Below are 24,529 nucleotides of genomic sequence, written 5' to 3'. Positions count from 1 at the left end.
GGTTCTGAATTGGCGTGCCTGTTGATGGCTTGACGAAGGAGTGTTGGCTCATGCGAGAAAGACCCGTGACGAACCCGGCGCCCACCCCGGCCGCGTTCATCAACGCGCAAAATGCGATCAGTGGCCTGCGGGGCCGCGATTTGCTGGCGACCCTGCGCAGTGTCGCCAACCATGGCTTGCGCAACCCGCTGTACACCGCTCGGCACGCCCTGGCCTTGGGCGGCCAACTCGGTCGCGTGCTGCTGGGTGAAACCGTACAGGCCCCCAACCCCGCTGACAGCCGCTTCTCCGACCCCACCTGGACGCTTAATCCGCTGTACCGGCGCAGCCTGCAAGCCTATTTGAGCTGGCAGAAACAAACGCGTCACTGGATCGACGACAGCTCGATGAGCGCCGATGACCGCGCCCGCGCGCACTTTGCCTTCTCGCTGATCAACGATGCCGTCTCGCCCTCCAACACCTTGCTCAACCCGCTGGCCATCAAGGAGCTGCTCAACTCCGGCGGCAACAGTGTGGTGCGCGGCGTGAGTAATTTGTTTAACGATTTGTTGCACAACAACGGCCTGCCCAGCCAGGTCAGCAAACACGCTTTTGAAGTGGGCAAAACGGTGGCAACGACCGCGGGCTCCGTGGTGTTTCGCAACGAGCTGCTGGAACTGATCCAGTACAAGCCCATGAGCGAAAAGCAGTACGCCAAGCCGTTGCTGATCGTGCCGCCGCAAATCAACAAGTACTACATCTTCGATCTCAGCCCCGCCAACAGCTTTGTGCAGTACGCCCTGAAAAACGGCCTGCAGACGTTTATGGTCAGCTGGCGCAACCCGGATGTGCGTCACCGCGAGTGGGGCCTGTCCACCTATGTGGCGGCGCTGGAGGAAGCGCTGAACGTGTGCCGGGCAATCACCGGTGCCCGTGAGGTCAACCTGATGGGCGCCTGCGCCGGTGGCTTGACCATCGCCGCGCTGCAAGGCCACCTGCAAGCCAAGCGCCAGCTGCGGCGCATCTCCAGCGCCAGTTACCTGGTGAGCCTGCTGGACAGCCAGATCGACAGCCCCGCCACCTTGTTTGCCGATGAACAGACCCTGGAGGCCGCCAAGCGCCGCTCCTACCAGCAAGGCGTGCTGGAGGGTCGCGACATGGCCAAGGTCTTCGCCTGGATGCGCCCCAACGATCTGATCTGGAACTACTGGATCAATAATTACCTGCTGGGCAAAGAACCGCCGGCGTTCGACATCCTCTACTGGAACAACGACAACACGCGCCTGCCCGCCGCGTTGCATGGCGACCTGCTGGACTTCTTCAAGCACAACCCGCTCAGCCATCCGGGTGGCCTTGAGGTGTGCGGCACGCCCATCGACCTGCAGAAGGTCACAGTGGACAGCTTCAGCGTGGCCGGGATCAACGACCACATCACGCCGTGGGACGCGGTGTATCGCTCCACGCAACTGCTGGGCGGCGAGCGGCGCTTTGTGCTGTCCAACAGCGGGCATATCCAGAGCATCCTCAACCCGCCGGGCAACCCCAAGGCCAACTACGTCGAGAACCCCAAGCTGAGCAGCGACCCGCGTGCCTGGTACTACGACGCCAGTCACGTCGAAGGCAGCTGGTGGCCGCAGTGGCTTGCGTGGATCCAGCAACGTTCGGGCGTGCAACGCGAAACACTCACCGCCCTGGGCAACCAGAATTACCCACCGATGGAAGTGGCGCCAGGCACTTACGTGCGGGTGCGCTGAGCTCAACGATCACATTAAGAAGACTGGATGAAGACCCGCGACCGTATCCTTGAATGTGCCCTGCAGTTGTTCAACCACAAGGGCGAACCGAACGTGTCGACCATGGAGGTGGCCAATGAAATGGGGATCAGCCCCGGCAACCTTTATTACCATTTCCATGGCAAGGAGCCCTTGGTGCTTGGGTTGTTCGAGCGTTTCCAGAATGAACTGGCGCCGCTGCTCGACCCGCCGGCAGATGCGCAACTCAAACCCGAAGATTACTGGCTGTTCCTGCACCTGATCATCGAGCGCATGGCCCACTACCGGTTCCTGTTCCAGGACCTGTCGAACCTGGCCGGGCGCCTGCCAAAGCTGGCCAAGGGCATTCGCAACTTGCTCACGGCGCTCAAGCGCACCCTGGCTTCACTGCTTGCGCGCCTGAAGGCAGCGGGACAGTTGGTCAGTGACACCCAGGCACTGGGGCAATTGGTGGAACAGATCACCATGACCCTGCTGTTTTCCCTGGACTACCAACGGATTCTCGACCGTGAAGGCGAGGTGCGGGTGGTGGTGTACCAGGTGATGATGCTGGTGGCGCCGCATCTGCTATTGCCGGCGCGGCAGGCAACTGAGCGGTTTGCGCTCAAATACCTGGATGATATCGATTAAAAATGTGTGTGCGGGCTTGCCCGCGATAGCAATTTATCAGCCAATACCTGGGTGGCTGACACTCCGCCATCGCGGGCAAGCCCGCTCCCACATTGGAAATGCGGTGTATATGAGACTTCCATAAAAAAACGCCCGACCTTCACAGGCCGGGCGTTTTTTGTGCCCTGAAAAAATCAGGACTGACTGGATGGCGTCGGGGTTACCGGCGTTGCAGTCGGGGCGGCAGGAGCATGTGTCGGTGCGGACACCGAATTGGCTGTAGAAGCGGTTGGCGCTGGAGTTGCAGGCTTGGCCGCAACAGCAGGTTTGGACGCTGCTGGCTTCTTGGCTACTGCTGGCTTCTTCGCGGCGGCAGGTTTTGCCGCAGGCTTGGCAGCCACAGGTTTTGCTGCAGCAGGCTTGGCAGCGGCTTTAGCGGCGGCTGGCTTGGCTGCAGGTTTCGCAGTGGCCGGCTTGGCAGCAGGTTTGGCAGCGGCGGTTTTAGCCACTGGTTTTGCTGCTGCTTTGGCAGCCGGCTTAGCCGCAGGCTTGGCAGCGGCTTTAGCGGCCACGGGTTTTGCTGCAGGCTTGGCAGCCGGTTTGGCAGCTGCGGTTTTTGCAGCGGGTTTTGCCGCAGCTTTAGCCGGGGCCTTGGCCGCAGGTTTGGCAGCTGGCTTGGCGGCCGCTTTAACCAGAGGCTTGGCGGCGGTTTTGGCAGCCGGTTTAGCAGCCGCAGTTTTAGCCGCAGGCTTGGCAGCCGGTTTAGCGGCGGCGGTTTTGGCTGGAGCCACTTTAGCGCCGGTGAGTTTTTCGATTTGCTTGGTCAGGGTATCGACCTTGCTGTGCAGCGTCTTCAGTTCCGCTTTGCTGGGCACGCCCAGTCGCGAAATGGCACTGTTGAGACGCTTGTCGAAGGTTTCTTCCAACTTGCCCCAAGTGTCAGAAATGCTCGACTTGGCAGAGCCGGCAGTGGCCTTGGCCGCTTCAACTTTTTTACCAACCGTGGTCTTGGTCAACTTCTCGGCCTTTTCGCCGTCCTTGACCAATGTCTCGAAGTATTTGCCGCCGTCACTGCTAACCTTCGAGTACACGCCTAAACCAGCAAGCCAGATCTTACGGGAATATTTTTCAACCTCCCCGATCCACGAGCTGCCTTCTTTCTGAGTAGTCTTTTTAACAGCCATCCCGATGTCTCCTTAGTGTTTACGCGCGACACGTTCTAGCAATGTCGTCAGCTCTTCGAGCTTAGCAGAGAGTGTCTCCACGTCATGTTTAGACGCAATGCCGATTCGATTCAAGGCACTTGCAACACGCGTGTCAAAAGCTTTTTCAACTTTATCCAGTTGAACTTCAACCAAACCTTTGACGCTGGAGACATTACTCTTTACTTGGTCAATCTGACTGTTGGCAGCATCAAGTTGTTCAACCACAACTTTTTTGCCTTTACTTTCAACATGTTGACCGGTCTTAACCAGCTCTTTGAAGTACTCGCCGCCTTCGCTGCCGACCTTGGCATAGGCGCCAAGTCCTGCCAGCCAGATCTTGCGGGCGTAGCTTTTAACGTCACTCAGGGCAGTGGACTGAAGGTCGATTTTTTTCTTCAAAATAACTTTGGCCATGGTGCACCTCACGCAGATTAGGGTCGAGGAACGGCCCGCAGGAGTTGAGGGCTTGGGCACAAAGTAGGCTGGAAAATTAGAATCGGCACCCTAAGAACACATTGATCAGGCCAGCGCCTTATCCAGGGCTTTCTCGATTTCAGACTTGATGGTGCCGCTCATGGCCGACATCAACAGGCCCAATTCAACATCAATGCGCAGCGATTCATCGGCGACTAACACCGTGCCTTTAACCCCCGAACGCTTGAGGTTCAGGCTATCGCCCGACCACGATGACTCCAGGCCATATTGCTCCTTGAGTTTATGCGCCAACTTCTCGGCCTTCGCGCGCGCGCCTTCTTTACCCAGGGAATGTGCACGCTCAACGGTAATACGGGCCATTGCAATGACTCCTCTTTATATCGACTCAGAACACCTGCCATGCGGCAAAAGGTCTCGATGAACACCTATCTTACCTTCAGCCTTGCCAAGACAAAGCAGGCGGTGGGGATTATCATGTCCCGCATTCTCTTTTGGTGACAGCGATATGACTGATCAGCGCAAAGGCAGCGATGCCGAACCCACCACTCACTTCGGCTTCAAGAACGTTCCGGAAAGCCAGAAAGCGGAAAAAGTCGCTGAGGTGTTCCACTCCGTTGCGGCCAAGTACGACCTGATGAACGACGTACTCTCGGGCGGCATGCACCGCCTGTGGAAGCGCTTCACCATCGAGTTGTCGGGTGTACGCACCGGCAACCGCGTGCTCGACATCGCCGGCGGCACGGGCGATCTGGCGGCCAAGTTCTCCAAGCTGGTTGGCCCGACCGGCCAGGTCGTGCTGGCGGACATCAACGGTTCGATGCTCAAGGTCGGCCGTGATCGCCTGCTGGATAAAGGTGTGGCCGGCAATATCGAATTCGTCCAGGCCGATGCGGAAAAGCTGCCGTTCCCGGACAACCATTTCGACTGCGTGACCATCGCGTTCGGCCTGCGCAACGTGACCCATAAAGAGGACGCCATCCGCTCGATGCTGCGCGTACTCAAGCCGGGCGGCCGCCTGTTGGTGCTGGAGTTCTCCAAGCCGACCAACGCGCTGATGTCCAAGGTCTACGACACCTACTCGTTCGCCTTCATGCCGCTGATGGGCAAGCTGATCACCAATGACGCCGAGAGCTACCGCTACCTGGCCGAATCGATCCGCATGCACCCCGACCAGGAAACCCTGAAGTCGATGATGGTAGAGGCCGGTTTCGACCGCGTGACCTACCACAACATGACCTCAGGCATCGTCGCCCTGCACCGCGGCATCAAGCCCTGATGCTGTTCGCAGGCCTCCTCGCCAGCGTCGAACACGGCATCAACCGTGTCCTGCGCCTGGACAGCACCGCCCTGGCGCGGCTTGCGCACTTGAACGGCAAGGTTATTGCCGTCGATTGCACCAGCCCCGCCCTGCAGCTGTTTATCCTGCCCAGCGATGAAGGCCTGCTGCTCGCCGGCGATTGGGCCGCCGAGGCCGACTGCACCCTGCGCGCACCCGCCTCGAGCCTGTTGCACCTGGCGCTAAGCCGCAACAAGACCGCGATCCTGCACAGCCCCGACGTGGAGCTGGAAGGCGACAGCGCCGTGCTGATGGACCTGGCCGCCGTGCTGCAAGACCTGGAACTGGATTGGGAATACGAGCTGTCACGCTGGATTGGTCCGGTGGCCACCCAACTGATCAGCGGGCACCTGCGCAGCCGCTCGCGCTGGTACCAGCAAGGGTTCGCCAGCCTCAACCAGAACCTCGCCGAATACCTGAGCGAAGAATCGCGCACCCTGGTCGGAGAACGGGAAGCGCAAGCGCGCTTTCGCGAACTCGACAAGGCCAAAATCGACCTGGAACGCCTTGAGGCACGCTTCGAGCGCCTGAGCCGTTCCCTTGATCCAAGCGATAACGCATGAAGCTGCTCGCCGTCCGCCGTTTGTTTCGTATCCAGCGCGTCGTAATCCGCTACCGCCTCGATGACCTGCTGTTCGCCCTGCCGTTGCCGTGGTTTTTGCTGGCCGTGCGCTATGTGTTGCCGTGGCGCTGGTTCCCGCGCAAACCGCTGGAACTGAGCCGTGGCGCGCGCCTGCGCCTGGCGTTGCAGGACCTGGGGCCGATCTTTATCAAGTTCGGGCAGATCCTCTCGACACGCCGCGATTTGCTGCCCGAAGACATTGCCGACGAGCTGATGCTGTTGCAGGACCGCGTGCCGCCGTTTGATTCCCAGCAGTCGATGAAGCTGATCGAAGAACAGCTGGGCAAGAAGATCAGCGAGGTGTTCAGCCGTTTCGACGTCGAGCCACTGGCCTCGGCCTCGGTGGCGCAGGTGCATGCCGCACAATTGAAGACCGGCGAAGAAGTGGTGGTGAAGGTGATTCGCCCCGGCCTCAAGCCGATCATCGGCCAGGACCTGGCGTGGCTGTTTATCCTCGCCCGCGCCGCCGAACGTTTCTCCGCCGATGCGCGCCTGCTGCACCCGGTGGACGTGGTTGCCGACTACGAAAAAACCATCTACGACGAACTCGACCTACTGCGCGAAGCGGCCAACGCCAGCCAGCTCAAACGCAACTTCGAAGGTTCAGCGCTGCTGTACGTGCCGCAGGTGTATTGGGACTGGTGCCGTCCCAAAGTGCTGGTGATGGAGCGCATCTACGGCGTGCAGGTCACCGACCTCGCCACTCTTGCCGACCAGCGCACCGACATGAAGATGCTTGCCGAGCGCGGCGTGGAAATCTTCTTCACCCAGGTGTTTCGCGACAGCTTCTTCCACGCCGACATGCACCCGGGCAACATTTTCGTCAGCACCGTCAACCCGTGGAGCCCGCAATACATTGCGATCGACTGCGGCATCGTCGGCAGCCTGACCCCGGAAGACCAGGATTACCTGGCACGCAACCTGTTCGCCTTCTTCAAGCGCGATTACCGCCGCGTGGCGCAGTTGCACATCGATTCGGGCTGGGTGCCGGCCGAAACCAAGCTCAACGAATTCGAAGCCGCGATCCGCACGGTGTGCGAGCCGATCTTTGAAAAACCGTTAAAAGATATTTCCTTCGGCCAGGTGCTGATGCGTCTGTTCCAAACCGCGCGGCGCTTCAATATGGAAGTGCAGCCGCAGCTGGTACTGCTGCAAAAAACCTTGCTCAACATTGAAGGCCTGGGCCGCCAGTTGTACCCGGACCTGGACTTGTGGAACACCGCGCAGCCGTTCCTGGAACGCTGGATGCGCGAGCGCGTCAGCCCGAAAACCCTGCTGGGCAACCTGCACAGCCAGTTCGAACAACTGCCGCACCTGGCCAACATGACCCGCGACCTGCTGGAGCGCATGTCCCAGCCCCACGCCAAAGACCCTGCACCGCCGTGGCACAGGCGCAAGGACGACTGGTTCCTGCGCCTGTTGGGCGCCGCCCATTTGGTCGGCGGCGTGATGCTGGCGATTGGCGGGCCGCTGAACCAACTGGGCCATTGGCCGGCTGGCATCATGGTCGCCGTGGGTATTTATCTGATCGTGCGCCGATAGCCGATCCGGTTATACACTGTCGCAAATTGCCGGAGCCGAACATGAAAGACTGGCTGGACGAGATCAAGTGGGACAGTGACGGCCTGGTGCCGGCCATTGCCCAGGACTACAAGACCGGGCGCGTATTAATGATGGCCTGGATGAACCGCGAGGCCTTGAGCCTCACCGCCACTGAGCAGCGCGCCATTTACTGGTCACGTTCGCGTGGCAAACTGTGGCGCAAGGGCGAAGAGTCCGGGCACGTGCAGACCCTGCATGAGATGCGCATCGACTGTGACGCCGACGTGGTGATCCTGAAGGTCGAGCAGATCGGCGATATCGCCTGCCATACCGGCCGTCACAGCTGCTTCTATCGCGTGTTCGAAAACGGCGAGTGGAAGGTTGTGGAACCGGTGCTCAAAGACCCGCACGCCATTTATTCCGCAGGACACTGAACATGAGCGATACCCTGAACCGTGTGGCCCAGGTGCTGGAAGACCGCAAAGGCGCGGACGCCGACAGCTCCTATGTCGCAAGCCTTTACCACAAGGGCTTGAACAAGATTCTGGAAAAACTTGGCGAAGAGTCGATCGAGACGATTATTGCCGCCAAAGATGCGCAAATCAGCGGTGATTACAGCGATGTAATCTACGAGACCGCAGACTTGTGGTTCCATAGCCTGGTCATGCTCGCCCAACTGGGGCAGCACCCACAGGCCGTGTTGGATGAACTGGACCGTCGCTTCGGCTTGTCCGGGCATGCAGAAAAGGCCTCGCGCCCGTCCGCCTGAATAACTTTTACAGAGGAATTGCAGCATGGGCATTTTTGACTGGAAACACTGGATCGTCATTCTGGTGGTCGTGGTACTGGTGTTCGGCACCAAGAAACTCAAGAACCTGGGCACTGACGTGGGCGAGTCGATCAAGGGCTTTCGTAAAGCCATGAACGACGATGAAAAACCGGCCGACCCGATGGCCAATCCGGTACCACCGGTGCAGCCTGCACACCCACAGGCCACCCAGCCGATCACCGAGCGTCGTACCTTCGACGTGCAGGCTGAAAAAGTCCAAGAGCCGACCCGCAAAGACTCGTGAGCACTGACTAATGTTTGGTATCAGCTTCTCTGAACTGCTGCTCGTCGGCCTCGTGGCCTTGCTGGTACTGGGGCCGGAACGCCTGCCCGGTGCCGCACGCACGGCCGGCCTGTGGATCGGGCGCCTGAAACGCAGTTTCAACGCCATCAAACAGGAAGTTGAACGGGAAATCGGCGCCGACGAGATCCGCCGCCAGCTGCACAACGAACATATCCTGTCGTTGGAGCAGGAGGCGCGCAAGATTCTGTCGCCGGTTCAGGAGCCCGCCAAACCGGTGGAACCTGTGCCCGAAAACAGCATTGCTCCGGCCGCCGAAGCATCGCCAACCGCGCCCGCCCCGACTGAGCCAGCGCCGACGCCCGTAGCGTCGCCCGCTCCCCATGACCCTACATTGCCGCCGCGAGCCCCATGAGCGCTGATAAACCGGAAAACGACCAGCATATGCCGCTGGTCTCGCACCTCACCGAGCTGCGGACCCGCCTGCTGCGTTGCGTAGCGGCCATCTTCATCATCTTTGCCGGGCTGTTCGCCTTTACCCAGCAGATCTACACCTTCGTCTCCACGCCCTTGCGCCAGTACCTGCCGGCCGGCGCGACGATGATCGCCACCGACGTGTCGTCACCGTTCCTGACGCCGTTGAAGCTGACCATGATGGTCTCGCTGTTCCTGGCGATCCCGGTGATCCTGCACCAGATCTGGGGCTTTATTGCGCCGGGCCTGTACAAGCATGAAAAGCGCATTGCGGTGCCGTTGCTGGTGTCGAGCATCCTGCTGTTCTACACCGGCATGGCCTTCGCGTATTTCCTGGTGTTTCCGCTGATCTTCAAATTCTTCGCCGCCGCCACCCCGGCCGGCGTCGAAATGATGACCGACATCACCAGCTACCTCGATTTCGTGATGACGCTGTTCTTCGCCTTTGGCGTGGCCTTCGAAATCCCGGTGGCCGTGGTGCTGCTGGTGTGGATCGGCGTGGTCGACGTCAAATACCTGAAGAAAGTGCGCCCCTACGTGATCATCGGCTGCTTCGTGGTCGGCATGATCCTCACGCCGCCGGACATTTTCTCGCAGACCCTGCTGGCCGTGCCGATGTGGATGCTGTTCGAGATCGGCATCCTGTTTGGCAGCCTGATCAGCAAGCGTGGCGACCACCCGGATGACCAACCCGTCGACGACGACCAGCCGCCAGCGACGCACCCGTGAACCTGCTGTTGCTTGAGGGGGCCGACTTTATCGCGGCCGACCGGGTGATCCTGCGTGATCGGCGCCTAGTGCATATGCAGGAAGTCCACCGCGCGGTGGTGGGCGACAACCTGCGGGTCGGGCGAATCGGCGGGTTGATGGGCAATGCGCAATTACTGCGCCTGGAAGCCGATGAAGCCGAGCTGCACGTGAGCTTCGACCAGCCGCCACCGACCAAACTTCCGCTGACCCTGCTGCTGGCCCTGCCGCGTCCAAAGATGCTGCGCCGGGTGCTGCAAACCGTGGCGGCGATGGGCGTGCCGAAGGTGGTGCTGGTCAACAGTTACCGGGTCGAAAAGAGCTTCTGGCAAACCCCGTTCCTGGAACCGGAGGCCGTTCGCGAGCAACTGATCCTCGGCCTGGAGCAGGCACGGGACACGGTGCTGCCCGAGATCAGCATCGAAAAGCGCTTCAAGCCGTTCGTCGAAGACCGCCTGCCAGCCATGACCGCAGGGACTCTGGGCCTGATCGGCCATCCCGGCGATTACCCGGCCTGCCCACGTGGGCTGGACGAACCGGTGACCCTGGCCATCGGCCCGGAAGGCGGCTGGATCCCCTACGAAGTGGAGCTGTTGGCCAAGGCCGGCTTGCAACCGGTGCAACTGGGTGCGCGCATCCTGCGCGTAGAAACCGCCGTGACCGCCCTGCTCGCCCGGTTGTTCTGAACACCGACCTGCCCCGAAAAAAGTGGGAGCTGGCTTGCCTGCGATTGCATCACCTGGGTATGCCTGATGTACCGAGGTGCCTGCATCGCAGGCAAGCCAGCTCCCACATTGGCTCTGATAACCTACAGAAACTTCCTACGCTGCCGATAGCCTCTGAATAAGTCCAAGCCTTGTTCCAAAGGAGATCGCAGCATGTATCGTTGGTTAGCCGAAAAACTGGGGAATGTGAGCGTCAATCGCAAGCTGAGCATAGGCTTTGGCTTGGTGTTGATCCTGACGCTGTTGATCACCTTCACCGGCTGGACCGGCTTGGGCGACGTGATCAGTCGCGGCGACAAACTGGGCTTTATCTCCAGCCTCAACGGCCTGACCAAAGACCTGCGCCTGGCGCGCCTGGACTTTGAAATGCGCCGGGGCGAACAAGGCACCGATGCCGTCAACGGTCTGCTGAAGCAACTGGACGATGGCCTCAAAACCGCCCAAACGCTGATTGAACAACCCGGCGACAAAGCCCTGGTAGAGCAACAGCTGGAAGCCTTGGGCCAATACAAAAAAGCCTTTGGCACAATGGTCCTGGCCGGCCTCAAGCGTGAGGGTGCACGCAGCAAACTCGGCGACACCGCCGACAACGCCGTGGCCAAGATCAATGAAATCGAAGCGACCCTGCTGCAAGGCGACAGCGTCACGCAGTTCAACAGCGTGGTCGAGCTGAGCAAGTTGATCCAACAGTCGCGCTTCCAGGTGCGCGGCTACACCTACAGTGGCAAGACCGAGGCCGAGCAACCAGCCCTGGATGCCATCGACAATGCCCTGAAGAAAATCACTGACCTGCAAGGCAAGCTGCCTGAGCAATACCAGGCCAACCTGCAAGAGGCCGGCGTGTCACTGCAAGCCTACCGCGCCGCGGTCAGCCAGTACCGTGACTCCCAAGTGGCCAGCGCCGCCGCGCTGAAAATCATGACCGCCCAAGGCGATATCCTGCTGGGGCACAGCGAAAAACTCACCACCTCCCAGACCGCCGTGCGCGATGCCGATGCCGCGCAGGCTAAACAGCTGTTGCTGCTGGCCACCGTGCTGGCGCTGATCTTCGGCATTCTCGCCGCCTGGGCTATCACCCGCCAGATCGTGATCCCGCTTAACCAGACCCTCACAGTCGCCGAGCGTGTGGCCTCGGGCGATCTGAGCCATAACCTCAACTCCGCCCGCCAGGACGAGCTGGGCCAACTGCAACGCGCCATGCAGAGCATGACCCTGGGCCTGCGCGAGTTGATCGGCGGTATCAGCGACGGTGTCACCCAGATTGCCAGCGCTGCCGAACAACTGTCGGCCGTGACCGAACAGACCAGCGCCGGGGTTAACAGCCAAAAGGTTGAGACCGACCAAGTGGCCACCGCCATGAACGAAATGGCCGCCACCGTGCAGGAAGTGGCGCGCAACGCCGAAGAAGCCTCCGAAGCTGCCGTTGCAGCGGACCAACAGGCCCGTGAAGGCGACAAGGTAGTCGGTGAGGCCATCGCGCAGATTGAGCGCCTGGCTACCGAGGTCGGTAATTCCACGGCGGCCATGGGCGACCTCAAGCGCGAAAGCGACAAGATCGGCAGCGTGCTCGATGTGATCAAGTCTGTCGCCCAGCAAACCAACCTGCTGGCGCTGAACGCGGCGATTGAAGCGGCGCGTGCCGGTGAAGCCGGTCGCGGCTTCGCGGTGGTGGCCGACGAGGTGCGCAGCCTGGCCCAGCGCACACAGAAGTCCACCGAGGAGATCGAAGAGCTGATCGTCGGCCTGCAAAACGGCACTCAGCAGGTGGCGACCATCATGGACAACAGCCGGGGGCTCACCGACAGCAGCGTCGAGCTGACCCGACGTGCCGGCAACGCGCTGAGCAATATCACGCGCACGGTCTCAACCATTCAGGCGATGAACTCGCAGATCGCCACTGCCGCCGAGCAACAAAGCGCTGTGGCCGAAGAGATCAACCGCAGCGTGTTGAATGTGCGCGACGTGTCTGAGCAGACCTCCTCGGCCAGTGAGGAAACTGCCGCATCGAGTGCCGAACTGGCACGCTTGGGGATCTATTTGCAGTCTCTGGTCGGGCGCTTCCGCATCTGACCCGCCCCCACACGGCGGCCAGAGCAAGGCCGCCGTAACTTGTGAAATTTCCTACGCGGTTATCAGCCCGCCACAACCTCGAATCGATTTAGCGTTTCAGCTGTTGCGAAATGCTTCCTCAGATTTGGAGGTTCACCATGTTTCCTCGGCTGACCCGCTTGCTGGTCAACGCCAGCGTCCGTCTCAAACTCGCACTGGGTTTCGGCCAAGTGTTGATGTTAAGCATCCTGATTGCCGCGACCGGCTGGCAGGCCTTGAACGACGTGCTTTATCGCTCACACAGCCTGGCGATCCTGGGGCAATTGGCCCTGGACGCCGAGTCCATGCGCGCCGACAGGATCGTGTACCGGACCCTGACGGACGCCAGCAGCCTGGCCAAAATGAACACGCAGACCGAAAAGATCGACCAGCATCTGGCCGACCTTTCAAGCCGCCTCAAACACCCGGCCGACTTGCAGCGACTGCAGGAAGCAACACGCTTGGTGGCGAGCTTCAAGACAGCGCTGGCGGCCTTGCCCGCTTTGATCGAGCAACGCGAAAGCATCCGCCCGACCCTCAAGAAGACCGCGTTGCAAGCCAGCGATACTCTCGCCCAGTTCGCCAGCGACTTACCGAACCAGGAAGACGAAAAGGCTTTGGATGCTATCGAAAACCTGCGCCAGGCCATGGAGCAGGCCGAAGATCGCGCCCAAAGCCCCGCCTGGGCGGCCGAGTCGCTGCAAGCCTACACCGACGCACTCACCCAGGCGCTCGAAGCCCTGAACGTGGCACAAGCAGCGGTGACCGCACTGCCCGTGGACGCGGCCCTGCTCAAAGCCGACCTGGCCAACTATCGCGAACAATTGACCAAGCTCAAGGACGCACAGCTCAACACCGAAACCCTGCAAAACCGCTTTGAACAGCAACTCAATGATTTACGCGAGCAAAGCCATCAACTGAGTGACGGCCAGAACAGCAAGCGTGACAGCGAAGCCGAGCAGACCCACACACGACTGCTGAGCGTCACCGTGGCGGCCTTGCTACTCGGTGTACTGGCCGCCTGGTGGATCGCGCGGCAAATAGTCGTGCCTTTACGCGCGATCCTCACCGCCGCCCACCGCATTGCTGACGGCGACCTGAGTCGAGACATTCAAGAGGACCGCCGCGATGAACTGGGCCAGTTGCAGCAGAGCATCGGGCAAATGACCCGCAACCTGCGCAACCTGATCAGCGGTATCGGCGACAGCGCCCGGCAGATCGCCAGTGCCGCAACGCAGCTATCAGCCGTCACCGAGCAGACCCGCGCCGGGGTCAATGACCAGAAGGAGGAAACCGATCAAGTGGCCACGGCGATGAATGAAATGCTCGCCACCGCCCAGGAGGTCGCCCGGCATGCCGAGCAGGCTTCCGTCGCGGCCAATGAAGCCGACCAGGAGGCCAGCGCCGGCGAAAAAGTGGTGACCCAGGCCGTCGAGCAAATCGGGCACCTGGCCCATGAGATGGCGCGTTCGAGCCAGGCGATGATTGCGCTGCAACATGAAAGCCAGAAAATCGGCAGCGTGCTCGACGTGATCAAATCAGTGTCCCAGCAAACCAACCTGCTGGCCCTGAACGCTGCCATCGAAGCGGCGCGTGCGGGCAGTGCCGGCCAGGGTTTTGCGGTAGTGGCCGACGAAGTGCGCAGCCTGGCCCAGCGCACCCAGGAATCCGCCGAAGAAATTGAAGGTTTGATTCTCGGCCTGAATACCGGCACCCAGCAGGTCGCGGACATCATGGACAACAGCCGCAGCCTGACCGACAACAGCGTCGGCCTGACCCGCGATGCCGGCGATGCCTTGGCAGCGATCACGCGTACCGTGTCGATCATCCAGGAAATGAACCCGCAGATTGCCGCCGCCGCCGAGCAGCAAAGCGCGGTGGCGGAAGAGATCAATCGCAGTGTGCTGAAGGTGCGCGATGTCACCGAACAAACCGCTGCGGCCAGTGAGGAAACGGCCGCTGCGAGTGTTCAGTTGACCCGATTGAGCCTGGATTTGCAGACGCTGGTGGGCAAATTCAGGCTTTGATACTCACGGCCCTTGTGGCGAGCGAGCTTGCTCGCCACAGGAAGCTCGGCCTTCAATTACAGGACCTGGCGCAGGAACGCTTGGGCGCGCGGGTCTTTGGGCGCATCGAAGAACTCGGCCGGGGCCGCATCTTCGAGCAATTTGCCGTGGTCGAAGAACAGCACGCGGTCTGCCACTTCACGGGCAAAGCCCATCTCGTGGGTGACGCAGACCATGGTCATGCCTTCCAGGGCCAGGGTCTTCATCACGTCCAACACTTCGCCGACCATTTCCGGGTCCAGCGCCGAGGTGGGCTCATCAAACAGCATTACCTTGGGTTCCATGGCCAACGCACGGGCAATGGCTACCCGTTGTTGCTGGCCGCCGGACAAGCGTGATGGAAACTCGTTGGCCTTCTGCGCGATACCGACCTTTTCCAACAGTGCCAAAGCCTTGGCTTCACGCTCTTGCTTGCCGCGTTTGCGCACGACTTTTTGCGCCAGGCAAAGGTTTTCCAGCACGGTCATGTGCGGGAACAAATTGAAGTGCTGGAACACCATGCCGACTTCACGACGGTAGGCATTCACGTCGGTTTTCGGGTCGGCCAATTGCAGGCCATCGATGCTCACCGAGCCCGAGTCGAACTCTTCCAGGCCGTTAAGGCAGCGCAGGAACGTGGACTTGCCCGAACCTGAAGGACCGATCACCACCAGCACTTCGCCCTTGGCTACCCGGGTGGTGACGTGGTCCACGGCGCGCACCACTTGGCCACGGGTGTCGAAGACTTTTACCAGATCGCGAACTTCAATCACTTTGCGCGAGCCTCCGCTCAAGCCGGCTGGCCATTTTCGACAGCGGCAGGTTGATCAGCAGGTACAGGCCTGCCACACAGAACAGGATTTCAAAGGGCGAGAACGAGGTGGTTATCACTTCACGACCACTTTTAAGCAGCTCGGTAATCGCGATCACCGAAACCAGCGAAGTGTCTTTCACCAGGCTGATAAATTGCCCAGCCAATGGCGGCAGCACGCGTTTGAACGCTTGCGGCAACACCACATGACGCATCGACTGGCTGGCGCTCAACCCCAGGGAACGGGCGGCCTCGTTCTGACCACGGGTGATGGACTGCACGCCGGCGCGGACGATTTCCGCCACATAGGCGCCGGTGAACAGCGACAACGCGGCAATACCGGCGAATTCGCGGGACAGGTTGAGCACCGTGCCGATGAAGAAGTAGAAAATAAAGATTTGCACCAACAGCGGCGTACCGCGCACCAGTTCGACGTAGATCGTCGACAGATCGCGCAAGGTCGGGTTGCTCGACAAACGGCATAAGCCGGTTGCCAGGCCAATCGCCAGGCCGAGGATTCCGGAGACCACCGACAACCACAAGGTCGTCCACAAGCCCCACATCAGCGGGCCCAGCGCCCAATGCCGGGTTACGCCAATAACATCGCCTTCGGCCACGTCATCGCCACGTGACACTTGCAGGCTGTTGTCGGCCACGGTCAGCTTTTGCTCGGCGCCTGCGTCGTTGCGCAAGGTGACTTCGGCCACATCGCCTTTGCGCACCAGCTCAATGACAGTGGAGATGTCGGCGGCGCGCTGGGAGGTTTCGGCCTGATAGGCGAAGTACTGCGGCACGCGGTTCCAGCGCCACTCGTAGGACATCAACGAGGTGGCGTAGTACAACGCGCCGGCCAGGCCAACCAGCACGACCACGGTCAGCAGGTGCCAGGGCCATTGGGCTTTTTTCTGTTTCATTTCACTTTCCGAAGATGTATCGCCTGGCATGTCGTCATCGCGGGCAAGCCCGCTCCCACAAGGGAACGCATTTCAACTGTGGGAGCTGGCTTGCCTGCGATGAAGTCGACTCGGTGTCAGCCCTTATTCCATGTCCTTGAGCCACTCGGAGCTCTTGAACCACTTGTCATGGATGCGATCGTAGGTGCCGTCGTTGCGGATCTGGTGCAGGAAGTTGTTGATGTAATTGATGCTGTCGAAATCGCCCTTTTTCAGGCCGAACGCCAGGGGCTCGAAGGTGAAGGGTTCTTCCAGGAACACCAGCTTGCCATTACCGACTTTCTTCTCGGCGACCACGTTGTAAGGTGCGTCATACACAAAGGCATCGGCCTTGCCGTTGACCACGTCCAGCACGCCTTCCTGCTCGTTGTCATAGCCGTGGTACTTGGCTTTGGAGATCAGTTTCTTGGCAACCATCTCGCCGGTAGTGCCGAGCTTGGAGGTCAGGCGGTATTTCTCGTCGTTCAAATCTTTGTAGGACTTGATCGTGCCTTCCAGGTCCTTGCGAATCAGCAGGGTCTGGCCGACCACGATGAAGGGTTCGCTGAAGTTCAGGCGCAGGTTGCGTTCCTGAGTCAGGGTCATACCGCTGCCGATCATGTCGAACTTGCCGGTCAGGAAGGCCGGGATAATGCCATCATAGCCGGTGGACACCAACTCCAGCTTGACGCCCATGGACTTGGCCATGGCCTTGAGAATGTCGACTTCAAAGCCGATGATTTCACCGCGCTTGTCGGTCATCTCGAACGGCATGTAGGTCGGGTCCATGCCGACTTTCAGCGTGCCGCGCTTGACCGCATCGTCGATGGCGCCCGCATGCGCCGCAGTGGCCGCGACCAGCGCGGTGACGCCGAGCATCAGCATCGAAAGATACTTTTTCATCATCAAGTCCCCTGAAAGATTCTTATAAGGCCGGCGCGCAAAAGGGCTGCACCCATTCGGGGTGCGATCCTAACCCACTCGTTGCCCGTCACAAAGGTTTCACGGGTAAATGTTATCGGCGCATGTCGCAAAAGCCCCACAATGGTGCATCACTGCGCAGGGGCTAGACACATCAGTGCAACAGGCCGGCAATTCATTGATGTGTAAGCAGTTATGACGCTTAGTCGATCTCCGCCATCCAGTCCGTGTCCTTGAACCACTTGTCGTGCAGCCGATCGTAGGTGCCATCCTGGGCAATTTGATTGAGGAAGTGGTTGATCCAGTTGAGGCTGTCGTAGTCGCCTTTTTTCAGGCCAAACGCCAGAGGCTCAAAGGTAAACGGTTGCTCAAGGGCAAAGAGCCGGTGGTTTTCCGGCCTGGCCAGCGCAATCAGGTTGTAGGGTGCGTCATGGACGAAGGCGTCGGCCTTGCCCTCGACCACTTGGCGCACGCCTTCTTCCGGCGTGGTAAAAGTGCTCAGGCGCGCCGCGCCCAAAAACCGCTGCGCAGCCGCTTCGCCGGTCGTGCCTTCAGTCGCGGCGATGCGGTAACCCGCCTCGTCGAGATCTTCGATGCTGGCAATCTTGCCGGCCAGGCTGGGGTTCAGCAGCACGGTCTGGCCGACCACAATAAAGGAGTCGCTGAAGTTCAGCTTGAGGTTGCGCTCCTGCGTCACCGTCATACCGCTGCCGATCAGGTCGAACTTCTTCGCCATCAGCCCCGGTAGCAACTCGGTATATGGCACCGCGACCAGTTCAAGCTCGACGCCCAACGCGCGGCTCATCGCCTGCAGCAAGTCGATTTCGAAACCGACGATACGGCCCTGCTTGTCCTTCATTTCAAAGGGCACATAGGTGGGCGTGGTGCCGACTTTAAGCACACCGCGTCGAACCGCTTCATCGAGGGCACCAGCGCTCAACCAGCCTGCGTAAATCAATGCGATGACGCCGCTCAGCACCGCCAAACAATACCTTTTGATCATTAATCCCCCTGCGACCTAGTCAATTTGGGGGCGATGCTACCCCAGCGACAGGCACGGCAATACGCTTCGAACAAAGGTCTTTTGTTTCGAAATAACAAGGGGTTAGCGTTATCAAGAAGATGTTCTAAACGCTGTAGGACCAGCGCATCTAACGCCCCCGAGGTGAGCCCTCGGGGGCGTCGGAATCAGGCCGGTTGGGCCTGGGAAGACAGCGGTTGCAGCGGCAGCAATGGCGCGTGCGGATCAGCCTTGACCGAAGCACGCCAGGCACCGAGCCACTCGGCGTGACCTTCAGTCCACACCTGCTGATGCAGGCGAGCCAAGGCTACCGGGTCGCTGAGCAATGCCAGGCGCTCGCCGTTGTTGAGGCCGGCGGGGCCGACTTTCAGCGCGTGGCGCACACGTTCCTGACGCAAGTGCTCGATGGGCTCCGCCTCACGGTGACGCGAGGTCGCCAGGGCGCAGGCCAGTGCGTTTTGCTGCGGGTCGACCACCGAGCGCACAAACCCGTCATTGAGGGCGTGCCAACGGTTTTCGTGGGTGTATTGCTCAGTCGACAGCAAGGCTTGCGGCGGGTTGTATTCCTCAGGGATCAGGAACAGGCTCTCGTCGCGAGACTTGAGGCCCAGCTTGACCCGGCTGGAGATCACCGACACCGGAATCGACAGCATCAGCGAGCCGACGATCGGAATCAGCCACCACAGGAAGCTTGGGTTCAACCACACCACCAACAGTGCCCACAGAAAGCCCAGCAGGGTCTGTGGACCGTGGCGCTTGACTGCCTCGCTCCATGGCGTGGAGTCGTCGTCACGCTGCGGCGAGTTCCAGGTCGCAGCCCAGCCCAGGAACGCGGCGAGCACGAAACGGGTGTGGAAGATCATGCGCACCGGCGCCAGCAGCATGGAGAACAGCATCTCCAGCAGCATCGACAAGGTCACCTTGAACTTGCCACCGAACTCTTTCGCGCCCTTGGCCCAGATCAGGATGATGCTGAGCAATTTAGGCAGGAACAACAGCACGATGGTGGTGGAGAACAGCGCCACCGCCTTGTCCGGGTGCCATTGTGGCCACAGCGGGTACAGCTGGCGTGGCGCCATGAAGTACTGCGGCTCCATCAAGGTGTTCACCGCCAGCAACGCCGTCGACAGCACCAGGAAGAAGAACCACAACGGCGCCGACAGGTAGGACATCACGCCGGTCAGGAACACCGCACGGTGCACCGGGTGCATGCCTTTGACCAGGAACAGGCGGAAGTTCATCAGGTTGCCGTGGCACCAGCGACGGTCACGCTTGAGTTCATCCAGCAGGTTCGGCGGCAGTTCTTCGTAGCTGCCCGGCAGGTCATAAGCAATCCACACGCCCCAGCCGGCACGGCGCATCAGCGCGGCTTCAACGAAGTCGTGGGAGAGGATCGCACCGGCAAACGCGCCTTTACCCGGCAACGGCGCCAGGGCGCAGTGCTCGATAAACGGCTTCATACGAATGATGGCGTTGTGACCCCAGTAGTGGGATTCACCCAACTGCCAGAAGTGCAGGCCAGCGGTAAACAGCGGGCCATAAACACGGGTGGCGAACTGCTGCATGCGCGCATACAGGGTGTCCATGCCAGACGCACGTGGCGCGGTCTGGATGATCCCGGCATCCGGCGTGGCTTCCATCAAGCGCACCAGGCTGGTGAGGCATTCACCACTCATCACGCTGTCGGCGTCGAGCACCACCATGTACTTGTATTCACCGCCCCAGCGACGGCAGAAGTCGTCGAGGTTGCCGCTCTTGCGCTTTACGCGACGGCGACGGCGGCGATAGAAGATCTTGCCGAAACCACCGGCTTCGCGGCACACATCAAGCCAGGCTTGCTGTTCAGCGATGCAGATATCGGCTTCGTTACTGTCGCTGAGCACGAAGAAATCGAAACGGTCCAGGTCGCCAGTGGCGGCTACCGATTCGAAAGTAGCGCGCAGGCCGGCAAATACCCGGGGCACGTCTTCGTTGCAGATCGGCATCACCAGCGCGGTGCGGGCATCCTTTGGAATCGGCTCGTCACCAGCACTTTTACCGGAGATCCGGTATTTATCGTGGCCGGTCAGCAGCTCCAGGAAGCCCATCAGCGCGGTCCAGAAACCGGCCGAGACCCAGCAGAACAGAATCCCGAACATGATCAGGATGCTGGTTTGCAAGGCGTAAGGCAGCACCTGGGTGGCCGTTTGCAGCAGGGTCTGGTTGCGGATTTCGTCGAAGTCGACCAGCGACCAGCCCTGGTACGGCATGATGCCTTTCATGTACCAGCCGGCCACAATGGTCTGGCCGAGCATCAGCACCAGCAGGATATAGCGACGGATCGAACCCACGGTACGCCAGCGTGCTGCCGGCAATACGCGCTCATCCTTCGGCGGGGCCGGAGGGTTGGTGCGACCGGTCATCCGGCGCCAACCACGCACCAGGATATTGGTACGCCATGGCTCCGGCACCACTTTGGTCCGACGGATCGGCGGCGTGGCCTTCAGGCAAACCCGACCGTTGGCGTCAAGCGCCAGCATCTCGGCGTCTTGCAGCTCTTCGGCGGTATTGAGCGTCAACCGGCGGCCGACCGAGGCTTGGGCAGCCTCGGTGGGTGCGTCGAAAGTCTTTGACGACAAGCGTTCGTGCAGCTCGCTGAAGGAGGTGCAGCCCGCCAGTTCGGCGCGCTGCTCTGCGGTCATCGGGAGGTGCGCCAGGTACTCGGACAGGGTCTCTGGCGTGGCTTGAGAATTACTCATCGGCAGGCAACTGATAGCTCCAGGTTTCGGTCAGGACGTGTTCGGTCTTTTCCGGCTCCGGATTGGCGGGGGCAGCCTCTGGCTGCTTGGCGTCCTTGTCTTTCGCTTCCTTGGCGTCTTTCCTGGCCTGTTTTTCGTGTTGCTTGGCCAGCAGCTTGTCGGCCTTGAGCACCTGGGTCGAAACCTTCTCAGGCTCAGGCTTCACGATGTCTTCGACCAGCGCGGCACGCATTTCGGTAGGCTTGCCTGCGTCCTTGATCTTCATGCGCAGGGTCAGGCGCCAGCCTTTGGTGTGCTCGTTGTAGCGCACGCTGTTTTCAACGATTTCGGCGTTGTCGCCCACGCTCACCTGGCTACGTACTGGCGCATCCGGTGGCAGGTTCTTCAGGGACGGGCCTTCGAAGTCCACCAGGTAGGCCACGCTGCCGTCAGGCTGGCGGATCAGGTTGGATTGCTTCACGTCACCGGTGGAGCGCAAGGTCTGCTTGACCCAGGCGCTGTCGGCCGGGTGCAGGTCTTTCTCGTCCATGGTCCAGTGCAAGCGGTAGCTGACGTCCAGCGGCTCGCCGACTTTCGGCAGCTCGGCCGGGCTCCAGAACGCAACGATGTTGTCGTTGGTTTCGTCGGCGGTCGGAATCTCCACCAGGTCGACAGAACCCTTGCCCCAGTCGCCTTCAGGTTCGATCCAGGCGCTTGGGCGCTTGTCGTAGTTGTCGTCCAGGTCTTCGTAGTGGCTGAAGTCGCGGCCACGTTGCAGCAGGCCGAAACCACGCGGGTTTTCAACGGCGAAGTTGCTGACCGACAGGTGTTTAGGGTTGTTCAGTGGGCGCCAGATCCACTCGCCATTGCCGGCATGGATCGACAGGCCGCTGGAATCGTGCAATTCACGACGGTAGTTGAGCACCTTGGACGGCTGGTTTGCGCCGAACAAGTACATGCTGGTCAGCGGGGCGATGCCCAGCTTGCTGACCTTGTCACGCAGGAACATCTGGGATTTGACGTCGACAATGGTGTCGGTGCCCGGGCGCAGCGTCAGGCGATAGGCGCCGGTGGCGCGTGGCGAGTCCAGCAGGGCGAAGATCACCAGCTGTTTCTCGCCCGGTTTTGGGCGCTCAATCCAGAACTCGGTGAAACGCGGGAATTCTTCACCGGACGGCAATGCAGTGTCGATCGCCATGCCACGGGCCGACAGGCCATAGGCCTGGCCTTTGCCGACGACGCGGAAGTAGCTGGCGCCGAGCATGGTCATGATTTCGTCTTGCTTGTCGGCCTTGTTGATCGGGTACAGCACACGGAAACCGGCATAACCCAGCTGTTCGGTGGCTTTAGGATCAAATTTCACGTCGCCGAAATCGAAACGATTTGGGTCGTACTTGATTTCCTGGACGCTGTCGGCGGTCACTTCGTTGATTTTCACCGGCGTGTCAAAGTGCATGCCCTGGTGATAGAAGGACAGCTTGAATGGCGTGTTCTGATCGGCCCACTCGGCTTTTTCGTTGCGGAAACGAATCTTCTGATAGTCCGCGAATTTCATTTCGCGAAATTCGTTCGGCAGATTGCTGCGCGGAGCTTCGTATTTCTGCCCGGCCAGCTCTTTTGCCTTGGCCGACACATCATCCAGACTGAATGCCCACAGTTGACCCGCCCCGAACAGGCAAAACAGGGCAGAGCCCGTTACCAGTGCGTTTCGTAACCGTTTGGCAGACAATTTTGGTGCATTACAGGGACTAACAATCACGAGCAACCCTCGCCGAAAACAGATCAAAAAACCAACGGCCAGCTATCTATATGCCAGGTTGGCGAGCATTGTTCCGACTCCTCTGGGTCAAAATGATTCCCCAAAGGCCGTCGGACAAGTCTCTACCTAAGTCAAAAATGGACCAATTTACGCTGATCCCCATAGCGCGCGATTATCTAGTAGCCCGCGAAACAACGCATCAGGGACAACGAAGTATTTGTAGCGAAACCCTGCGTTTTTAGGCATTAAAGTCGTTTTTAATACATTCATGTCTGTAAGAGGAAGGTCACAGGGCCATCATTGACCAAATGCACCTGCATATCAGCGCCAAAACGCCCCGATGCCACCTTGCCATGCAATTGTTGCGCTTGTAACAACAAGTGTTCAAAAAGCGCGGCTCCCAGGGCCGGTGGGGCCGCCGTGGAGAAGCTGGGCCGCAACCCGCTTTTGGTGTCCGCCGCCAGGGTGAACTGCGATACCAGCAGCAAACCACCGCCAATGTCCTTCAAGGACAGGTTCATCTTGCCCTCATCGTCGCTGAACACCCGATAGTTAAGCAGCTTGTGCAACAGTTTGTCGGCACTCTCGGGCGTATCTGAAGGTTCCACGGCGACCAGCACCAGTAATCCCTGGTCTATCGAGCCTACGACTTCACCCGCCACCTCGACCCGGGCGCCACGCACCCGTTGCAACAGGCCCTTCATGCTTCTTCTGGCGGCAGATCAAGCAGGCGCCGTGCCATCTCGCCGGTCGCACGCACCAACGCATCGGTGATGCCCGGCTCGGATGCCGCATGGCCAGCCTCGCGAATCACCTGCAGCTCACTGTTGGGCCAGGCCTGATGCAGCTCCCAGGCGTTGTCCAGCGGGCAGATCATATCGTAGCGGCCATGGATGATGACGCCAGGCAGATGGGCGATCTTGTGCATATCGCGAATCAGCTGGTTGGGCTCCAGGAAAGAGTTATTGGTGAAGTAGTGGCACTCGATACGCGCAATCGACAGGGCGCGCTGCGGCTCGGAAAAACGCTCGACGTGCTGCGGGCTCGGGCACAGGCCGAGCATGCGCCCTTCCCAGCCGGACCAGGCTTTGGCTGCGTGCATCTGGGCGATCTGGTCGTTGCCGGTGAGGCGCTTGTGGTAGGCGGCAACCATGTCGTGGCGCTCGTCCGCCGGGATCGGGGCAAGGTAGTCCTGCCAGTAATCCGGGAACATGCGGCTCGCGCCTTCCTGGTAGAACCAATGAATATCTTGCGGGCGGGCCAGGAAGATACCGCGCAGGATCAAACCATGCACACGCTCAGGGTGGCTTTGCGCATAGGCCAGCGACAGGGTCGAGCCCCAGGAACCACCAAACAGCACCCATTTATCGATGCCCAGGTGTTCGCGGATGCGCTCGAGGTCGGCGACCAGATCCCAGGTGGTGTTGTTTTCAAGACTCGCTCGCGGCGTGGAACGCCCGCAGCCACGCTGGTCGAAGGTAACGATGCGGTACAGGTTCGGGTCGAAATAGCAGCGGCTCTGGGCATCGCAACCGGAGCCGGGGCCGCCATGGATGAAGACGACAGGCAAACCTTCGGGGGAGCCACTTTCATCGACGTACAGCGTGTGGGTGTCATCGACTGCCAGATCGTGCCGGGCGTAGGGTTTGATCTGCGGGTACCAAGTCTGCATTGCGCGCTCCATAGGGTGTCGGGTTCATCCCTGAGGGGACGTCTATT

The 24,529-nt window shown here is 60.2% G+C and carries 23 protein-coding genes and 2 pseudogenes; 14 read left to right on the top strand and 11 right to left on the bottom strand.

Going from position 1 to position 24,529, the window contains the following annotated elements; genetic code table 11:
- Positions 1 to 50 precede the first annotated feature (50 nt).
- The gene (gene phaC, locus GIW28_RS02185) at positions 51 to 1,733 is read left to right on the top strand and encodes a class II poly(R)-hydroxyalkanoic acid synthase (RefSeq protein ID WP_236445700.1); all 1,683 of its coding nucleotides are present in this window, start codon (positions 51 to 53) and stop codon (positions 1,731 to 1,733) included.
- Between the two features lie 27 nt (positions 1,734 to 1,760).
- Positions 1,761 to 2,381: a TetR/AcrR family transcriptional regulator gene (locus GIW28_RS02180; protein ID WP_017138582.1), complete on the top strand. Its 621-nt coding sequence runs from the start codon at positions 1,761 to 1,763 to the stop codon at positions 2,379 to 2,381.
- 173 nt (positions 2,382 to 2,554) lie between these two features.
- Here the strand turns inward: GIW28_RS02180 and GIW28_RS02175 are convergent, their stop codons facing one another.
- The 3 genes from GIW28_RS02175 to GIW28_RS02165 all read right to left on the bottom strand — a co-directional run bounded on the left by GIW28_RS02175 (position 2,555) and on the right by GIW28_RS02165 (position 4,360).
- Positions 2,555 to 3,544, bottom strand: coding sequence for a phasin family protein (locus GIW28_RS02175; RefSeq protein WP_236445698.1), 990 nt, complete (start codon positions 3,542 to 3,544; stop codon positions 2,555 to 2,557).
- Between the two features lie 12 nt (positions 3,545 to 3,556).
- Positions 3,557 to 3,979 carry a phasin family protein gene (locus GIW28_RS02170; RefSeq protein WP_017138584.1) on the bottom strand — a complete coding sequence of 141 codons (423 nt, stop codon included), beginning with the start codon at positions 3,977 to 3,979 and terminating at the stop codon, positions 3,557 to 3,559.
- 105 nt (positions 3,980 to 4,084) lie between these two features.
- A complete protein-coding gene (locus GIW28_RS02165; protein ID WP_017138585.1) occupies positions 4,085 to 4,360 on the bottom strand; it encodes a polyhydroxyalkanoic acid system family protein in 276 nt (91 codons plus the stop codon).
- 145 nt (positions 4,361 to 4,505) lie between these two features.
- On the opposite strand from GIW28_RS02165, the gene ubiE reads away from it, so the two are divergent.
- The 12 genes and pseudogenes from ubiE to GIW28_RS02110 all read left to right on the top strand — a co-directional run bounded on the left by ubiE (position 4,506) and on the right by GIW28_RS02110 (position 14,631).
- The gene (ubiE, locus tag GIW28_RS02160; RefSeq protein ID WP_003171186.1) at positions 4,506 to 5,276 is read left to right on the top strand and encodes a bifunctional demethylmenaquinone methyltransferase/2-methoxy-6-polyprenyl-1,4-benzoquinol methylase UbiE; all 771 of its coding nucleotides are present in this window, start codon (positions 4,506 to 4,508) and stop codon (positions 5,274 to 5,276) included.
- Positions 5,276 to 5,899 carry a ubiquinone biosynthesis accessory factor UbiJ gene (locus GIW28_RS02155; protein WP_017138587.1) on the top strand — a complete coding sequence of 208 codons (624 nt, stop codon included), beginning with the start codon at positions 5,276 to 5,278 and terminating at the stop codon, positions 5,897 to 5,899. The genes ubiE and GIW28_RS02155 overlap by 1 nt, the downstream gene beginning before the upstream one ends.
- A complete protein-coding gene (gene ubiB, locus GIW28_RS02150; RefSeq protein ID WP_236445696.1) occupies positions 5,896 to 7,500 on the top strand; it encodes a ubiquinone biosynthesis regulatory protein kinase UbiB in 1,605 nt (534 codons plus the stop codon). Before GIW28_RS02155 ends, ubiB begins: the two co-directional genes overlap by 4 nt.
- Before the next feature lie 41 nt (positions 7,501 to 7,541).
- The gene (gene hisI, locus GIW28_RS02145) at positions 7,542 to 7,934 is read left to right on the top strand and encodes a phosphoribosyl-AMP cyclohydrolase (RefSeq protein WP_012721796.1); all 393 of its coding nucleotides are present in this window, start codon (positions 7,542 to 7,544) and stop codon (positions 7,932 to 7,934) included.
- Positions 7,935 to 7,936: 2 nt separating this feature from the next.
- Complete coding sequence (locus GIW28_RS02140; protein WP_017138590.1) at positions 7,937 to 8,269, top strand: phosphoribosyl-ATP diphosphatase; 333 nt, start codon at positions 7,937 to 7,939, stop codon at positions 8,267 to 8,269.
- Between the two features lie 25 nt (positions 8,270 to 8,294).
- The gene (locus GIW28_RS02135) at positions 8,295 to 8,573 is read left to right on the top strand and encodes a twin-arginine translocase TatA/TatE family subunit (protein WP_138454343.1); all 279 of its coding nucleotides are present in this window, start codon (positions 8,295 to 8,297) and stop codon (positions 8,571 to 8,573) included.
- A 10-nt stretch (positions 8,574 to 8,583) separates the two neighbouring features.
- Positions 8,584 to 8,985 carry a Sec-independent protein translocase protein TatB gene (tatB, locus tag GIW28_RS02130; RefSeq protein ID WP_017138592.1) on the top strand — a complete coding sequence of 134 codons (402 nt, stop codon included), beginning with the start codon at positions 8,584 to 8,586 and terminating at the stop codon, positions 8,983 to 8,985.
- A complete protein-coding gene (tatC, locus tag GIW28_RS02125) occupies positions 8,982 to 9,773 on the top strand; it encodes a twin-arginine translocase subunit TatC (RefSeq protein ID WP_017138593.1) in 792 nt (263 codons plus the stop codon). The genes tatB and tatC overlap by 4 nt, the downstream gene beginning before the upstream one ends.
- Complete coding sequence (locus GIW28_RS02120) at positions 9,770 to 10,477, top strand: 16S rRNA (uracil(1498)-N(3))-methyltransferase (protein ID WP_017138594.1); 708 nt, start codon at positions 9,770 to 9,772, stop codon at positions 10,475 to 10,477. The genes tatC and GIW28_RS02120 overlap by 4 nt, the downstream gene beginning before the upstream one ends.
- A gap of 192 nt (positions 10,478 to 10,669) precedes the next feature.
- Positions 10,670 to 11,728, top strand: a pseudogene (locus tag GIW28_RS30700) (methyl-accepting chemotaxis protein); the annotation flags it as partial.
- Complete coding sequence (locus GIW28_RS30695; protein WP_442963450.1) at positions 11,714 to 12,586, top strand: methyl-accepting chemotaxis protein; 873 nt, start codon at positions 11,714 to 11,716, stop codon at positions 12,584 to 12,586. The pseudogene GIW28_RS30700 and the gene GIW28_RS30695, both read left to right, overlap by 15 nt.
- Before the next feature lie 137 nt (positions 12,587 to 12,723).
- Positions 12,724 to 14,631, top strand: a complete 1,908-nt coding sequence (locus GIW28_RS02110; RefSeq protein ID WP_099549482.1) for a methyl-accepting chemotaxis protein — start codon at positions 12,724 to 12,726, stop codon at positions 14,629 to 14,631.
- Positions 14,632 to 14,687: 56 nt separating this feature from the next.
- On the opposite strand, the gene GIW28_RS02105 is transcribed toward GIW28_RS02110, so the two are convergent.
- The 8 genes and pseudogenes from GIW28_RS02105 to pip form a co-directional block, all read right to left on the bottom strand.
- Positions 14,688 to 15,422: an amino acid ABC transporter ATP-binding protein gene (locus tag GIW28_RS02105; protein ID WP_176991724.1), complete on the bottom strand. Its 735-nt coding sequence runs from the start codon at positions 15,420 to 15,422 to the stop codon at positions 14,688 to 14,690.
- Positions 15,415 to 16,374 (bottom strand): amino acid ABC transporter permease, encoded by a 960-nt coding sequence (locus GIW28_RS02100; RefSeq protein ID WP_017138598.1) that lies wholly within the window; start codon positions 16,372 to 16,374, stop codon positions 15,415 to 15,417. Before GIW28_RS02100 ends, GIW28_RS02105 begins: the two co-directional genes overlap by 8 nt.
- A gap of 123 nt (positions 16,375 to 16,497) precedes the next feature.
- On the bottom strand, positions 16,498 to 17,295 hold the full coding sequence (locus GIW28_RS02095; protein WP_236445690.1) for a transporter substrate-binding domain-containing protein: 798 nt from the start codon (positions 17,293 to 17,295) through the stop codon (positions 16,498 to 16,500).
- 220 nt (positions 17,296 to 17,515) lie between these two features.
- The gene (locus GIW28_RS02090; RefSeq protein ID WP_138452866.1) at positions 17,516 to 18,316 is read right to left on the bottom strand and encodes a transporter substrate-binding domain-containing protein; all 801 of its coding nucleotides are present in this window, start codon (positions 18,314 to 18,316) and stop codon (positions 17,516 to 17,518) included.
- Positions 18,317 to 18,427: 111 nt separating this feature from the next.
- A pseudogene (gene mdoH / locus GIW28_RS02085) lies at positions 18,428 to 21,072 on the bottom strand (glucans biosynthesis glucosyltransferase MdoH).
- Positions 21,065 to 22,753 (bottom strand): glucan biosynthesis protein G, encoded by a 1,689-nt coding sequence (locus GIW28_RS02080; RefSeq protein ID WP_170039139.1) that lies wholly within the window; start codon positions 22,751 to 22,753, stop codon positions 21,065 to 21,067. Before GIW28_RS02080 ends, mdoH begins: the two are co-directional and overlap by 8 nt.
- A 323-nt stretch (positions 22,754 to 23,076) precedes the next feature.
- Positions 23,077 to 23,514 (bottom strand): D-aminoacyl-tRNA deacylase, encoded by a 438-nt coding sequence (gene dtd, locus GIW28_RS02075; protein WP_017138603.1) that lies wholly within the window; start codon positions 23,512 to 23,514, stop codon positions 23,077 to 23,079.
- Positions 23,511 to 24,482 carry a prolyl aminopeptidase gene (gene pip / locus GIW28_RS02070; RefSeq protein WP_017138604.1) on the bottom strand — a complete coding sequence of 324 codons (972 nt, stop codon included), beginning with the start codon at positions 24,480 to 24,482 and terminating at the stop codon, positions 23,511 to 23,513. The genes dtd and pip overlap by 4 nt, the downstream gene beginning before the upstream one ends.
- Positions 24,483 to 24,529: the final 47 nt, after the last annotated feature.

The organism is Pseudomonas sp. PA-5-4B, from assembly GCF_021606215.1.
GTDB classification, from domain to species: domain Bacteria; phylum Pseudomonadota; class Gammaproteobacteria; order Pseudomonadales; family Pseudomonadaceae; genus Aquipseudomonas; species Aquipseudomonas edaphica.
The sequence above is the reverse complement of the archived record's forward strand: the minus strand, read 5'-3'. Positions and strand labels throughout refer to the sequence as shown.